Raw genomic sequence first — 15,515 nt, 5'->3', positions numbered from 1 at the left:
TTATATTCTAAACCCGTGCGGTAAAAACATTTTTGATGTCATCGGAAATCCGCATGGGCCTATTCGTTTTAGCGTTCAACAAGCACCACTCAGTACTGGAACGCAACAAAAGTCGTTTTGTTTTGTAGTCGAACATTTCAACTACCCTTTCTGAAGTGGCACCTCGACTTTTTGCAATATGGGTCTTTATCTGAATGACATCACCGAGTTTCGCAGCACTTTTATAGGTAATATGATGGGTCATCACTACCCAAATTACACCTTCTTGCATCTGGGCGGGTGCATTTGTTTGCCAATGTTCTTTTGAAATGTCTTGTATCCATTGTACATAGCGCACATTGTTTACATGTTCTAGGTCGTCGAGGTCATCTTCGCCGACGGTTAACAACTTTTCAAAAGTTTCCATCGCCCTATTTTTTGAAGATTTTGACCTCGAAGAGTTTGTCCCAATCCTTTCCGGTAACGAAAAACGTTTCTCGTTCTGGATGGTATGCAATACCGTTCAACACATTGTCTTTTGGGTCCCATGTATCGGTCTTGGTCACTTTTTGGTCCAGACCGCTAAAATTAACGACGCCTTCTATGGCACCGCTCTGCGCATCGATTATCATGGCACTGGGTCTTTGGTAGACATTGGCGTAAATTTTACCATCGACATATTCCATTTCATTTACCTTATCATTTATCGATTTATTGGTTACCGTTTGGATATGCCCTTCTTCAACTAAAGTAGCCGGATTTAAAAACCATATTTTCTCAGTACCATCGCTTTTGAAAATTTTCTTGCCATCATTGGCCAAGCCCCAACCTTCACGACTTTCGCCATATTGAAAACTGTCCGTTTTTGTGAAACTGTTTACATCGTAAATATATCCCACTCCGTTTTGCCATGTAAGCTGATAGATTTTGCCGTTCAAAATGGTAAGGCCTTCCCCGAAAACGGTATTGTCCAGATCAATTTGCTGCAAGACCTTTCCTGTTTTATAATCGACTTTTCGAAGCGAAGATCTTTCTCTCTTGCCCGTACTTTCATAAAGCGTGTCGTTGTGAAACTCTAGCCCTTGTGTGTAGGCCCTGTTGTCATGAGGATATTCGTTGATAATCTCGTATGTATATATTTCGGGAGCTTTGGCGGCAAGTACTTTGATGCCCTTTGTGACTTCGGTCGAACCATCTTCGTAGTTTATCTGTGCTTTTAAAATCTTGTTGCCCAAAGTAGGTATGTCAAGTGGAATGCCACCGTTCGTTTCCGAAAGTTCCTTTCCATCAATGGAGTAGACCACACTGTTAATGATTTTCTCCTTCGAATTTTTTATGGAGACCGTTATTGTTTCATTTTGGCTGAATTGTTTACCATCGACGCTAAGTTCAAAAAGTCGGCTCTTGTCTTCACCACCACAGGCCAAAAATGTGAAAAGCACGGTATTCAGTAGAAAAAATTTACTCATGTTCATAAAAAAGAGTTATTTACCTTGGGTGTTTGTTTTTTAAAAAGAAATAAATAGTCGATTCAAAAGACCGTTGGAAATAATAATAAGGGGCAAGTTAATCGATAAAATTAAGAATGTAAAACTATTGTGATAGATTTAAAAGGTCGTATATTTGTAGTTGGCAAGTCCTACACGACCAGCTCCTGTAGAATCCCCCAGGGTGGGAACGCAGCAAGGGTATATGGTCGTAGCGGTGCGATGTAGGTAGCTTGCCTTTTTTTGTGCCCTAAATTTGCCCTCCACTTTTCCGATACTCCTACCACTTAAAAATTCGAGTTTGTCTTTTTCTTTTCCCCTCTCCCAAGGCAAAATTTTTAACCGTAGCTAAGGCTATGCTAAAAAATTTTGCCTTGGGAGAGAAAAAATAAATTTCCCTAAAATCCCCGAATTTCTAAATGATCATGAGTATAACCCCATCTTTTATTCGTTATTTTGCAGTCGTCATGGAACGTAAGGTAGTACTCATTACGGGAGGTTCGTCAGGCATTGGAAAAGCGATCGGTATGTATCTTTCGTCCCAAGGATTTTCGGTATATGGTACTACCCGAAATTTGGAAAAACACGCACATTTTGAATCTTTCGAGTTGCTTTTCCTCGATGTTGGAAACGTAATTTCCATTCAAGAGGCTGTCGATACCATAATCGCAAAAGAAGGAAGGCTGGACGTTTTAATAAACAATGCGGGCGTTGGTATTACTGGGCCTATTGAAGAGACTCCGCATGAAGAAATATTGAAGTGTCTGGACACCAATTTTCACGGACCGCTGCATATGATCAAGGCGGTTCTTCCACAAATGCGGGAACAAAAATCAGGACTCATTATCAACATTACATCCATAGCCAGTTATATGGGATTGCCCTTTCGGGGAATTTATTCCGCATCGAAAGGCGCATTGGCACTGGCCACGGAAGCCATGCGGATGGAGATAAAGACCTTTGGAATCGAAATGACCACTTTGGGTCCGGGCGATTTTGCCACAAATATTGCATCTGGAAGATATCATGCCCCCGTTAATCAAAATTCACCCTACGGAGCGGCCTACGCTCAAACACTTAAAATGATCAACGATGATGTGTATAGGGCGGGCGACCCCGTTTCCGTGGCTCAAAAAGTATTGTCTATCATTAAGACCGATCAACCGAAAGTACATTATAGGGTAGGGGCGTTCATGCAAAAGTTTTCGCTCTTACTGAAGAAAATCCTGCCGGACAAAGTATATGAGAAACTCTTGTTAAACCATTATAAATTGTAATTTGTGAACTTGACAAAATAGTTGAAGAAGTTGAATTTTTAATCCAAATAAAGTAAACGAAATATGAAATTTTTTATAGATACGGCGAATTTAGACCAAATACGGGAAGCTCAGGCACTAGGTGTTTTAGATGGCGTGACCACGAATCCTAGTTTGATGGCGAAAGAGGGCATCACCGGTAGAAATAATATACTGAAACACTATGTCGATATTTGTAATATTGTCGATGGCGACGTTTCTGCCGAGGTCATCGCAACTGAATTAGAAGGAATGATAAAGGAAGGGGAAGAACTGGCCGAACTTCACGATCAGATCGTCGTCAAGGTACCCATGATAAAAGATGGGGTAAAGGCATTAAAATATTTCAGCGATAAGGGCATACGTACGAATTGCACTTTGGTCTTTTCGCCTGGGCAGGCTTTACTCGCCGCAAAGGCCGGTGCAACCTATGTATCGCCTTTTATCGGCCGTTTGGACGATATCTCGACCGATGGCTTGAACTTGATTGCCGAAATCCGTCATATTTATGATAATTATGCCTTTGAAACGCAAATTCTGGCTGCCTCTGTTCGGCACACCATGCACGTTATAGACTGCGCCAAATTAGGGGCCGATGTCATGACAGGACCTTTATCATCTATCGAAGGGCTGTTGAAACACCCATTGACCGATATAGGTCTGGAAAAGTTTTTGGCAGATTACAAAAAAGGTAATTAGCATTTCGGTACAAAGTACTACAAAAGACCGCTCTTCAAATGAGCGGTTTTTTTATTGGAATGAGGCATACATATCTGAAAAAGCATCGACGATTTTGGCATCTTTGGCAATAATGCATTTATTCATCGGATATATAATCAGTGCTTCGTGTAGTTTTCTGAAATCTTTAGCCCGAAACTGTTTCGATTCATCGAGACCTTTGTTTTTAACCATCTCTTTCCAGGTGGACTCATCGGTCATAATATTGATTCCAACGAACGAGTATTCCGGTTTTTTCTCAGAAACTTCTAGGGCACGTTGGGTTATACTATTAAAATGCTTTTTGTCATCTGCCGACCAAAAATAGAAAACCATATTTTTCTTTCCGGCTATTTCTTTAATCGAAACGGAATTACCTTGATTGTCGATAACAAAAACATCAGGTATCTCTTTATTGGGCTGAATATTCAGAATACCCTTGTACAAATTGTCAATTTCTTCAGAATGCCTGTTATTGTGTGATAATTTTTTAAATTCCTCGATAAATTGGGCATTGTTCTCTTCTTTGTCATGTCCTTTTAAAAGATAGTACAAAGCTACATTTCTAAAAAGGTTGTCCTTCAGCTCCTTTTCGATGACTACGCTGTCTATCAGTTTTAATTTATGCTTGTTATAATGAAGTTGGTTCTTTACAATTTCATCTTTACCGGCACAATCATGTGAACAACCCATAAAGGTGAGATTTTCAACGTGCGATTTCATAAAATCATAATAGGGCCTCAAATAGTTCAGCCTTTTATTGTCATAGCTCACATATTTACGATAGTCATAGAAATTATCGGGCAATTCGTGCATGGCAAGCTCACTAGTACGCCCTCTATGCTCGTAAGGGTAGCGTTCTTTATAATTGAAATAGGTATAATTTATTGCGGCTTCACCGATTTCTTGAGCGTTTTGAGATAAATCAACTTCCGAGGTCAGTTCTTTTAAATTATTTAATTTCAAATTTCGTAGCGAATCCATTCTCTTTGAAAAATCTCCGGGCTCCATCGGGTAGTATGTAGAAAGAACATCGAACATTTCTTCTTCGTTCGCCAAAAAGAGGTCGATTAAAAAATTGTTGATTTCTTCCCCAGAACCAGTGTAGATAAGCGATTCATCGAAGTCGACCGTGTTCAGGCGAAGCATAAGACTATCTCCTTTTTCTAAATAGACATATTGGAGTTCGGGAGCATGATTAAAATGATAAAGGCCATCTTCAATGGAGTCCAGTCGAAAGATAAATCGGTTATTGTCATCCAATTTAGCCGAATCGATTACCACATCGCCTTGGTGAAGCACTACATAGTTGTTCGTTGGATTTACAATCTCACCAGCAAAAAAAACATTGGGGGATTTTCTCTCTCCTTTACTACAACTTGCTAATACGAAAAGAAATAGAAAGAGTAATTTTTTAATCATAGACTAATATCTACTATGTAACGACCAAAATTAAGAAACCCATACAGGCCATGCTGTTAATAGTGCGTTAAAAATAAGGCAGTTGCGTTAAGATTTGTTAGCCATTTTCAGCTTGGTAAAGATTATCGACATTCCCTAGAGATTCGAATACAAATTATTTATTTTTGCACGAAATTTAAAAAGCACCCGATATGTTATCCGTTTCAAATTTATCCGTTCAATTCGGAAAAAGAGTACTGTTCGATGAGGTCAACGTTGCTTTTACACAAGGTAACTGTTATGGGGTAATCGGTGCCAACGGAGCTGGCAAATCCACATTCTTGAAAATATTGTCAGGCCAACAAGATCCGACATCGGGCCACGTTCACCTTGAACCCGGTAAGCGTATGTCGATTTTGGAACAGAACCATAACGCCTATGATGAATTTACGGTATTGGAAACCGTTGTTATGGGCAATCAACCTTTGTTTGCCATCAAAAAGGAGATCGATACACTCTATGCGGACTATAGCGATGAAAATGCAGATAGAATAGGCGAACTTCAGGTGCAGTTCGAAGAAATGAACGGTTGGAACGCAGATAGTGATGCCGCGGCATTATTGTCCAACTTGGGTATTGCCGAAGAATTACATTACACCCTTATGGCCGATATCGACTCTAAACTAAAAGTAAGGGTCTTGCTGGCCCAGGCCTTGTTCGGAAATCCTGATGTTTTGATTATGGATGAACCTACCAATGACCTTGATTATGAAACTATTAGTTGGCTCGAGAATTTTTTGGCCGATTATGAGAATACCGTTATTGTGGTATCGCACGACCGTCATTTCTTGGATTCGGTCTGTACCCATATCGCCGATATCGATTTTGGCAAAATGAACCTGTATTCGGGCAATTATACGTTCTGGTACGAAAGTAGCCAGTTGGCTGCAAGACAGCGAGCGCAGCAAAATAAAAAGGCAGAAGAAAAGGCAAAGGAGCTTCAAGAGTTTATCATGCGATTTAGTGCCAACGTAGCAAAGAGCAAACAAGCTACATCGCGTAAGAAAATGTTGTCTAAACTTAATATTGCAGACATTAAGCCTTCAAGCCGAAGATATCCTGCAATTATATTCGATAGGGAGCGAGAAGCAGGTGATCAGATTTTAAATGTTGACGGACTTGCCGCCTCGTCGGATGATGGTGATATTTTATTTCAAAATGTGAATATTAATTTGACAAAGGGCGATAAAGTTGCCGTCATTTCAAGGGATTCAAGGGCGACCACCGCATTTTATGAAATATTGAACAATAAGAAGAAGGCCGATAAAGGCTCATTTCAATGGGGAATAACGACTAACCAATCGTATCTGCCAGCGGACAATTCAGACTATTTTACTGAAAACATTAATTTGGTCGACTGGCTGCGTCAGTGGGCAAAGACCGAAGAAGAGCGAGAAGAGGTTTATGTTCGAGGATTTTTAGGCAAAATGCTTTTCAGTGGTGATGAGGCCTTAAAAAAATGTACCGTGCTCTCAGGTGGAGAAAAAGTACGTTGTATGTTGAGTCGAATGATGATGCTTCGCGCGAATGTTCTGATGCTCGATGAACCTACGAACCACTTAGATCTGGAAAGCATCACCGCTTTCAATAATTCGCTCAAAAATTTCAAGGGAACCGTACTTTTCACGACCCATGATCACGAGTTTGCCCAAACGGTTGCCGATCGGATTATAGAATTAACCCCTAAAGGCAATATTGACAGGTATTTAACGTTCGATGAATACATGTCTGACAAGACATTAAGGGAGCAGCGAGAGAAGATGTACGCTGTTCCTGTTTGAAGTAAGTAGAACCCAAATTCTTACATTATGAAAACCTACAAAATTATGTACCTTGCTTTGGTGTGCCTTATCGTCGGATGCAGCAAATCTGAAAATGGTAGTGAAACACTCAAAGAAACTGGATCGAAAGCCGATTATACACTGCTTGTGAATTCCATCGGATTGTTGAAGGCACAGCCGTTGAATGCGACCTCTGAGACACTTACCATCAATCCTGGCGAAAGCCCTTTTGAAGAAATGGTAATGCCTCGGCCGACCTTTAAACAAGGGACGGTTCTTACTATGTATCAGGAGACTACAGCTTGTGGAGGGGAAATTATCAAATATGATTTTAACGGTCATTCTTCTAACAAGTTTGAGGTCTTCTCAGACTTGGGAAGTTGTGATTTGACCGCAAAAGCTGTTTTGCATTCCGACACAGGATATTTCATAGCCTATTCCGTTGATGAAGGTAGTACGACCGATCATTTTGTCCGAGTACTTGATGCCAGTGGCACCTTGGTAACGGATGTATCTTTAAGCAAGGATCCTGTTGAACTGGCCGTTACCAATAACAGGCTTTTTATCTTGAATTTTGACGAAGAGGTAACGGGTGAGCATGGTTTAACTGTCATGGACCTCGCTAGTAACGGTCTTATCAATGAAATGAATTTAGGGTTCGATGTTCGAAAGATTTTTGTAAATAAGGATGCAAAACTGGTAATTAGTTATGACACCTTACACACTATAATGGACCCTGTAACTTTCGGTGAAACCTATATCAACTATCAAAGCGGTCTAGAGCCTAAGTTCGCGGATTCAAGCACCGAGCAATTCGATGCTAACGGAAAGCTTTACTACGAAAGACCGCCTACAGGTGAAAGTGAACATGCCAACGTTCCTGCAATTTATGATTTCGCCTCGAACACCGCTTTTTTATATATCTATGAAAACTTTTTGACCGAAGACCAAATCGATTTCGAATTTGAAATCGATGATACCACCATGGTCGGTTTCGATGAAAAGAACGGTTATATGCTTATTGGTTACCGAAAAGCAGGAAGTACCACCAAAGGAGGTTTGCTTCGGGTAAAACCAGTACCTGAACCTGCCTTTATCGACAATGTCAATGTAGATGGCATACCTTACGACATTTACGTTAAATAGAATGGAGAAGTACGATTATAAAGAAGCATCCCGACATTGTTCGGGATGCTTTTTTTATTGAACTCGTCTTGAGTTAATTATATGCTATGCATTAAAATACTTGCTACGCCAGATTTGCGGACTAAAGTTCTTGCCAAGGGCGAATCCGTAGAAAATGACCACTGAGGCGATGCATTTGAACATAAAAAAGAAAATAATCCAGAACTCGCTGGTCGAGCTATTTTTAGAGAAAAGACCGTCGGGAACCAATAAGGTTGTCAAGTAACTGATAAGAACAACCAAAAGGGTCAGGTTGACAATACTTTTGAAGGGCCACATCAATAATTTTCGCAACGGATGTAAGTCATTTCCCCATTTGTGAACTAGATAATAATAATCGTTGCCCATAGGCGCGAAAAGCAAGGGGTCATCCTTGTCTTTGAGTTTAAAAAGTTTTGAGGGGGCTATGATTTTGAAGCCTTTCACCTCAGTGTCATGCAACTTTTCGAGGGCATTTATTTTTGAAATTGCTTCGGCCGGAATATCACCTTTAAAATATTTTGAATCTAAAAAACGCAATCGATAATCGATACAAATTTGCTGAATTTGTCCTATATGAAAGATTTGCTCAGTTTCGAGCAAATCAAAATCAAAAAGGTTTATTTGAGTTGATTTGTCGCTGGAAATATTCTTTTCGATTCGTTCTCGGTGAACCGTGGTTTCCTGTAAGATTTTTTTTAATGTGTTCGAGCAGCTCCTCTTGATGGGCCTTATCATTATCCCTAACTTTAATAAGTCGCTCTTGAATGTTCGTTTTTTTTAATAGCATTTTCTTTTTCTTTAGCATTTCAAAGTTAATGATTTAAACAAAGACCATTTTTTTAAACCAAAACCATACTTGTTAATTTTTTGTTAATTTCTACCAACGACATAATCTCTTAACAGCACTCATGGTCTAAATTCTGTATCTTGCCGAAGAACCCATACCGTTCGTCGATCCTTTTACTTTTTGAATCACCCAAATACGAGAACTTATGCATCGCCCCGCATCCCCCATTGCCTTATATTTCCTTTTATTTTCTTTTTTGACTTTTGCCCAGACCCGAAATACCAGTTTCGACCAAGTACTTTCTGACCCTGAGAAATCGATTATTGCGAATACGGAAAGCTCAAAAAATTATAATACCCTTCTTGCCGCCATAAGGGCTACAGATCTCGAAGATTTGCTCGATTATGAAGGTCCATATACCATTTTTGCACCTTCCGACTTGGCTTTTGGAAAACTGTCCGAAAATGCGATTGCCGAACTTTTAAAGCCTGAGAATAAGAAGAAATTGCATCAACTTGTGACCTATCATATTGTTGCTGGTAAGCTCTCCGCTTCAAAAATATTGAAAGCGATGTGTAGAGGGAACGGTACCGCCACTTTTACAACCGTTCAAGGCGATGACATCGTGGCGACAATGAGCGGTATTGATATAGTCTTGACAGATGTACAGGGCAATACGGCCAGAATTACATTGGCAGATGCGGATCAATGCAACGGGGTCATTCATGAGATCGATAGTGTAATCCTTCCTGAAAAAATATAACGTTTTATCTTATAGTAGCACCCAACTCCGTTTCAAATCTATTCTGGAGTTTCTTCATGATTTTATCGATTTGAGTATCGGTCAACGTGGCGTTCTTATCTTGTAAATAGAAGCCGACCGCATACGATTTTTTTCCTTCTGGGAGATTTTTTCCTGTATAGACATCGAACAAGGTAATATGCTGCAAAAGTCTTTTTTCAGTTTGAAAAGCCAAGTCATGAACAGCCTTGAACGAAGTTTTGTCATCTAATAAAAGAGCCAAATCCCTTTTTACTTCAGGATATTTGGGAATGTCCTTCACGACAATTTCGTTGCTCTGGGCTACCTTTAAAACATTGTCCCAAACAAATTCGGCGTAGAATACTTCCGACTTAATATCAAAATGCTTGACCGTGGCTTTTTTGATGACACCAAAACGGACCAATTGATTTTTGTTCACGTTCAGCGAAAGACCTTCCGAATAGATGGCATCTTCAAGGGGCTCGGAAGTCGTATTTGAAATACCCAGACGGATCAATACGTTTTCTACGATAGCTTTTAAAAAGAAGAAATCTGTTTTTTCCTCAATTTTTTTCCAACTTTCACGATGCTGTTTGCCCGTAATATACAGAGCCAAGTGCTTGTATTCTTCCCGTTTTTCACCCATGTGATGATAGGTGTTACCGAATTCGAAAAACTTTAAATCTTGGTTTTTTCGATTGCTGTTGTACGCAATGGCCTCCAATCCGGTAAAAAGCATCGACTGCCTCATAACCGATAAATCTCCACTCAGAGGATTCAACATGGCCACTGTTTCATTCGCTGCGTTGTTACTTGTAAGCGACGAATAATCGGGTGATGTCAGGCTATTGGTCAAGATTTCATAAAATCCTCTGGAGGCTAAAAGGTTGCCGATAACATTTTGCACCTTGTAATCCTCAAACTTTGAAACCGATGCAATGGATGCGTTCAATTTTGTCTTAAAGGCAATGTTGTTATATCCATAGACCCGCAATATTTCCTCGATAACATCCACAGGTCGCTTTACATCGACTCGATACGAGGGTACGACAAGTCCCATGCCCGATTCCGTTACATTTTTTACTTTTATTTCGAGAGAGGCCAGTATCCGCTTGATCATGTCTTTGGGAATCTCTTGGCCTACCAGTCCATATATTTTATCGAAGCCCAAGAAAACTTCTATGTCCTTTTGTTTTTTCGGATAGAGGTCGACGATGTCGGAAGTGATATCGCCCCCGGCAATCTCTTTGATCAACAATGCGGCCCTTTTAAGACTATATTCAACATTCTCGATATCGATGCCGCGTTCGAAACGAAACGAAGCATCGGTGTTCAAGCCGTGTCGTTTGGCCGTTTTGCGAATTGAGATGGGGTCGAAATAAGCGCTTTCTAGAAAAATGGATGTGGTATCTTCGGTAACTCCGGAATAGATTCCACCGAAAACACCGGCGATACACATGGGTTTTTCGGCATCACATATCATCAAGTCTTCTTCATGAAGTTCTCTTTCCTCTCCATCGAGGGTCATGAATTTGGTGCCGCCGGGCATCGTTTTTACGATTATTTTTTTTCCGTGTATACGATCTGCATCGAACGCATGCAACGGTTGTCCTAACTCATGCAGGACATAATTCGTGGCATCGACCAAATTATTTTTTGGGGAATGCCAATGGCCCTTAATCGATTCTGCAACCAATGTGGAGAAGTTTGAACGATTAATTTGCTCAACGTCACTCCGCAATAGCGAGGTGCAAGAGTATTTTTTTCAACATGAACATCGATTTTCAAAGAGCGGTTGTCGACGTTAAAATGACTGGTCGGCGGTGTGATCAGCTCTTTGAAAATTTCCTTTTGCTGAAGTCCGGCCTTAAGGTCACGTGCGATACCGAAATGGCTCATGGCATCCGATCTGTTGGGGGTCAGGCCAATTTCGAAAACCTCATCGTTTTCGATTTCGAAAACTTCGGCACACGGTGTGCCAGGTTTGAGCACATCGCTCAATATCATGATGCCATCATGGTCTTCTCCCATGCCTAATTCGTCTTCGGCACAAATCATACCATGACTTTCTTCGCCTCGAATTTTTCCTTTTTTGATGGTAAACGGTTCGCCTTCCGCACTAAATAAAACTGTTCCAATGGTCGCTACAGGAACTTTTTGTCCTTTGGCGACGTTGGATGCCCCACAGACAATTTGAACGACCTCTTTGTTTCCTATATCTACCGTAGTCAGTTTCAAACGGTCTGCATTGGGATGCTGTTCACAGGTCAAAACCTCGCCAACGACTACCCCTTTTAATCCTCCCTTTACTGACTCGAAAGGGGATACTCCCTCTACTTCCAAACCGAGATCGGTTAAAAGTTCCGCTGTTCTTTCGGACTCCCAATCCAGTTTTAAAAACTGTTTTAGCCAATTGTATGAAATGTGCATGGTCAGGTTTTAAAGGGCGTAAAGATAAAACAATGCCAGAAGACATTAATAGGGATAGGCCTGATATTTTTTATTGTAAATTTCGAACTCCTAATTCGATAGAATTTATCAAAAGACCACCGATGAAGAAATTATCCCTATTCACACTTTCTTTACTTTTTCTATTTTCTTGTGAAGAACGAAAAAAAGTATTGCCCTCTGAGGGTGTTTGGGTAGCCGAACTTGAAGTCATGGACAATGAAATACTGCCCTTTAATTTTAAATTAATGAAAAGTACCGCAGAACGATTCTCCATGGAAATCTATAACGCGGAAGAGGTAATTTTGGTGGATGAGCTGAAGATTAATGGAGATTCTATTATGATCCGTACCCCAGTTTTCGAAGGTTATCTCGCGGGAACTTTTAGCGAGAACAAGATTGAGGGAAAATTCATCAAAGAAAGCCTTGACAGAATCGTTCCGTTTACGGCCACTTTTGGTAAAGCGGAGCGTTTTAGGGTCAAAAATAAAGCGACTGCCAATGTTTCCGGAATTTGGGAGGCTGAATTCAACGGTGGAACGGATGATGCCTATATGGCCAAAGGTATTTTTGCCCAAGTGGGAAGCAAAGTCACCGGAACCTTTAGAACCACTACAGGGGATTATCGCTATTTGGATGGCGTTATGGATGGGGATTCGTTAAAAATATCCGCCTTCGATGGAGCCCATGCCTTTTTATTTACCGCGCAAGTATTAGATAGTACCATGAATGGTATATTTTATTCGGGCAATCATTCAAAAGAACCATTTACGGCAAAGCGAAACGATAATTTTGAGCTGCCCAGTGAAGATTCCTTGACTTTTTTGAAAGAAGGCTATAATAAGTTTGCCTTCTCATTTCATGATGCTTCCGGTAACATTGTTTCGCTCGATGATGATAGATTTAAAAGCAAAGTTGTTCTCGTTCAGATTATGGGAACTTGGTGCCCCAATTGTCTCGACGAGACCAAGTTCTTTGTGAATTATCTTACCAAAAATCCGAATGAAGATTTGGAAGTTGTTGCCTTGGCCTTTGAATATGCCAAAACACCGGAAGGAGCCTTTAAAAGTATAGAACGACTCAAGGACAGAATAGGAGTGAAATACCCCATTCTTTTGGCACAGTATGGCACATCCGATAAGGATAAGGCGCAAGGGAAGCTACCTATGTTGAACCACGTGCTTTCTTATCCTACGACGATATTCATTGACAAAAAAGGCGAAGTTAGAAAAATACATACCGGATTTAACGGCCCTGCCACAGGAGAAAAATATATAGAATTTCAAACGGAGTTTGACGAATTCTTAAAACAACTTTTGTCGGAATAATGTTTTGAAAGTTTAGATAATCGTAGATTTCCCCAACCAAATATTTTCGTCGTTCATGGTCAGAATATCGTCCGAATCGACGATGTTATCGGAAATATAATCCCCAACATAATTGGTGCCGTACTTACTGCTTCCTAAAATATCGGAAGTCACCACTTTTTTGTTGAACGAAAGCAATACGGACGAAACCACGGCATTTGATTCCTCCTCAAGACCAAAATGTTGTAGTAATAAGGCGGCACTTAGAATAGCGGCTACTGGATTGGCAATATTTTTCCCTTTGGCCTGCGGGTAGGATCCATGTACCGGTTCGAACATAGCATTCTCGGTACCAATAGAAGCGGATGGCAGTATTCCCGTGGAACCCAATAGGGCGCTTGCTTGATCGTTCAGAATATCCCCGAACATATTGTCGGTTAGAATAACATCGAACTGACTGGGGTTTAACACCATCTGTGTAGTGGCTTTATCGATATAAAGACAATCCAATTCAACCTCCGGGTAACTTTTGCCGATGTTCATGACCGTTCTGCGCCACAATCGGGAAGTTTCCAGTACATTGGCCTTATCAACAAGCGTAAGCTTCTTTTTCTTTTTTTGGCCGCCTTAAAGGCCAAATGGGTAATACGGCTAATTTCTTTTTCGGAATATTCACACAAATCGGTGGCATGACTACCATCTTCACTCAAGCGTTTATCGCTGAAATAGATACCACTGGTTAATTCACGGAAGATTACAAAATCGGTGCCTTTGATCACATTTTCCTTCAAGGGGAACCCGGAATAAAATGATGGAATACTTTTACGGGACGAATATTGGCGAAGAGGCCCAATTCTTTTCTCAATTTTAATAAACCCTGTTCAGGCCGTACTCGGGCATTAGGGTCGTTGTCATATTCAAGGGCCCCTATAGCCCCGAATAAAATGGCGTCTGAATCCCTACAGATTTTTAGTGTCTTTTCAGGTAACGGATTTCCGTCAGCTTTCATCGCATCGGCCCCTACGGAAGCTTTTGTGAAGGTGAATGTATGACCATAGGTCTCACCAACGGACCGAAGGCTCTTGACCGCTTGTTCCAAAACCTCGGGACCTATTCCGTCCCCGCCCAACAGGGCAATTTTCAGATGCATTAGGTAAGACTTTCGATATTGATTTGGCTCGAATCAACGATTTCGTGAATATCCTCGTCCATAACCTCTTTTTTACGATCGGCATAGTCCAAGAATTCTTGATAGACCACGTCTAATTGTACTTTCGTCAATTCATATCCCACTTTTTTGGCCCTATACGCCAACGCGGCCCTTCCGCTACGCGCGGTAAGTACAATAGATGATTCCGTTACACCTACGTCGGCAGGATCGATGATTTCATAGGTCTCCCTATTTTTGATGACCCCATCTTGATGTATGCCCGAACTGTGCGCAAAAGCATTGGCACCCACAATGGCCTTATTCGGTTGTACCATTACTCCCATTTTTTGGGATACCATTTGACTTGTATCGTACAGTAAACGACTATTTATGTTGGTGTCCAACCCTAGGTCAGGATGTTGTCGTAATATCATGACCACTTCTTCCAAAGAAGTGTTTCCGGCTCGTTCCCCAAGACCGTTTATCGTACATTCAATTTGTCTTGCTCCATGGATAACACCGGCAATGGAATTTGCCGTAGCCAAACCCAAATCGTTATGGCAGTGACACGATAAGATCGCCTTGTGTATTCCGGTTACATTTTCTTTGAGGTACTTCATCTTGGCGCCATATTCTTCCGGCAGACAATATCCTGTTGTATCTGGAATATTGAGCACTGTGGCACCTGCCTTGATGACAGCTTCGCAAACCCTTGCCAAGAAGTCGTTGTCCGTACGGCCGGCATCTTCCGCATAGAATTCCACATCCTCCACAAATTTTTTGGCATAGCTAACGGCCTCTACGGCCCGTTCGATAATCGCCTCGCGATTTGAATTGAATTTATATTTGATATGAGAGTCTGAAGTTCCGATACCAGTATGTATTCTAGGTCTTTTAGCATTTTTTAGTGCCTCGGCAGCTACTTCGATATCCTTTTTAACCGCACGGGTAAGTCCGCAGACCGTAGCGTTTTTTACTATTTTCGAAATTTCGTCTACGGATGTAAAATCCCCGGGACTTGAAATCGGAAAACCAGCTTCTATGATATCCACCCCTAATTCATCCAAGCGTTGTGCAATGACCAGTTTCTGTGCCGTATCCAACTTACAGCCCGGTACTTGCTCTCCATCTCGAAGGGTGGTGTCAAAAATTTGTACTATATCTTTGCTCATT

13 protein-coding genes, 1 other RNA gene and 1 pseudogene are annotated in these 15,515 nt (G+C 41.0%); 7 read left to right on the top strand and 8 right to left on the bottom strand.

Annotated features, from left to right (window positions below; all coding sequences use genetic code 11):
- Window positions 1-7 precede the first annotated feature (7 nt).
- Together N8A86_RS20975 and N8A86_RS20970 are read right to left on the bottom strand one after the other, a co-directional pair.
- The gene (locus N8A86_RS20975; RefSeq protein ID WP_337251690.1) at window positions 8-406 is read right to left on the bottom strand and encodes an acyl-CoA thioesterase; all 399 of its coding nucleotides are present in this window, start codon (window positions 404-406) and stop codon (window positions 8-10) included.
- A gap of 4 nt (window positions 407-410) precedes the next feature.
- A complete protein-coding gene (locus N8A86_RS20970; protein ID WP_273567148.1) occupies window positions 411-1,448 on the bottom strand; it encodes a glutaminyl-peptide cyclotransferase in 1,038 nt (345 codons plus the stop codon).
- A gap of 161 nt (window positions 1,449-1,609) precedes the next feature.
- On the opposite strand from N8A86_RS20970, the gene ffs reads away from it, so the two are divergent.
- The 3 genes from ffs (at window position 1,610) to fsa (ending at window position 3,460) form a co-directional block, all read left to right on the top strand.
- Window positions 1,610-1,708, top strand: an RNA gene (gene ffs, locus N8A86_RS20965) — signal recognition particle sRNA small type.
- Window positions 1,709-1,933: 225 nt separating this feature from the next.
- The gene (locus N8A86_RS20960) at window positions 1,934-2,743 is read left to right on the top strand and encodes an SDR family oxidoreductase (RefSeq protein ID WP_273569112.1); all 810 of its coding nucleotides are present in this window, start codon (window positions 1,934-1,936) and stop codon (window positions 2,741-2,743) included.
- 63 nt (window positions 2,744-2,806) lie between these two features.
- Window positions 2,807-3,460, top strand: coding sequence for a fructose-6-phosphate aldolase (gene fsa / locus N8A86_RS20955; protein ID WP_273567147.1), 654 nt, complete (start codon window positions 2,807-2,809; stop codon window positions 3,458-3,460).
- A 51-nt stretch (window positions 3,461-3,511) separates the two neighbouring features.
- Here fsa and N8A86_RS20950 read toward each other — a convergent pair whose 3' ends face one another.
- Complete coding sequence (locus N8A86_RS20950; RefSeq protein ID WP_273567146.1) at window positions 3,512-4,900, bottom strand: transaldolase; 1,389 nt, start codon at window positions 4,898-4,900, stop codon at window positions 3,512-3,514.
- 191 nt (window positions 4,901-5,091) lie between these two features.
- On the opposite strand from N8A86_RS20950, the gene N8A86_RS20945 reads away from it, so the two are divergent.
- Entirely contained in the window at window positions 5,092-6,720 is a 1,629-nt protein-coding gene (locus N8A86_RS20945; protein ID WP_273567145.1) for an ABC-F family ATP-binding cassette domain-containing protein, read from the top strand.
- Window positions 6,721-6,747: 27 nt separating this feature from the next.
- Window positions 6,748-7,866 (top strand): YncE family protein, encoded by a 1,119-nt coding sequence (locus N8A86_RS20940; protein ID WP_273567144.1) that lies wholly within the window; start codon window positions 6,748-6,750, stop codon window positions 7,864-7,866.
- An 84-nt stretch (window positions 7,867-7,950) separates the two neighbouring features.
- Here N8A86_RS20940 and N8A86_RS20935 read toward each other — a convergent pair whose 3' ends face one another.
- On the bottom strand, window positions 7,951-8,622 hold the full coding sequence (locus tag N8A86_RS20935) for a hypothetical protein (RefSeq protein WP_337251689.1): 672 nt from the start codon (window positions 8,620-8,622) through the stop codon (window positions 7,951-7,953).
- Window positions 8,623-8,879: 257 nt separating this feature from the next.
- Here N8A86_RS20935 and N8A86_RS20930 point away from each other — a divergent pair, with 257 nt between their 5' ends.
- On the top strand, window positions 8,880-9,437 hold the full coding sequence (locus N8A86_RS20930) for a fasciclin domain-containing protein (RefSeq protein ID WP_273567143.1): 558 nt from the start codon (window positions 8,880-8,882) through the stop codon (window positions 9,435-9,437).
- A gap of 4 nt (window positions 9,438-9,441) precedes the next feature.
- Here N8A86_RS20930 and pheT read toward each other — a convergent pair whose 3' ends face one another.
- Both pheT and ytpR read right to left on the bottom strand, forming a co-directional pair.
- Window positions 9,442-11,133 (bottom strand): phenylalanine--tRNA ligase subunit beta, encoded by a 1,692-nt coding sequence (pheT, locus tag N8A86_RS20925; protein ID WP_273567142.1) that lies wholly within the window; start codon window positions 11,131-11,133, stop codon window positions 9,442-9,444.
- The gene (gene ytpR / locus N8A86_RS20920; protein ID WP_273567141.1) at window positions 11,049-11,867 is read right to left on the bottom strand and encodes a YtpR family tRNA-binding protein; all 819 of its coding nucleotides are present in this window, start codon (window positions 11,865-11,867) and stop codon (window positions 11,049-11,051) included. Before ytpR ends, pheT begins: the two co-directional genes overlap by 85 nt.
- A gap of 122 nt (window positions 11,868-11,989) precedes the next feature.
- On the opposite strand from ytpR, the gene N8A86_RS20915 reads away from it, so the two are divergent.
- On the top strand, window positions 11,990-13,213 hold the full coding sequence (locus N8A86_RS20915) for a peroxiredoxin family protein (RefSeq protein ID WP_273567140.1): 1,224 nt from the start codon (window positions 11,990-11,992) through the stop codon (window positions 13,211-13,213).
- Window positions 13,214-13,225: 12 nt separating this feature from the next.
- Here the strand turns inward: N8A86_RS20915 and leuB are convergent.
- Window positions 13,226-14,342, bottom strand: a pseudogene (gene leuB, locus N8A86_RS20910) (3-isopropylmalate dehydrogenase).
- Entirely contained in the window at window positions 14,342-15,514 is a 1,173-nt protein-coding gene (locus N8A86_RS20905; protein ID WP_273567139.1) for a 2-isopropylmalate synthase, read from the bottom strand. The pseudogene leuB and the gene N8A86_RS20905 overlap by 1 nt, the downstream one beginning before the upstream one ends.
- Window position 15,515: the final 1 nt, after the last annotated feature.

It is taken from the genome of Maribacter halichondriae, from assembly GCF_027474825.1.
GTDB classification, from domain to species: Bacteria; Bacteroidota; Bacteroidia; order Flavobacteriales; family Flavobacteriaceae; genus Meishania; species Meishania halichondriae.
The sequence above is the reverse complement of the archived record's forward strand: the minus strand, read 5'-3'. Positions and strand labels throughout refer to the sequence as shown.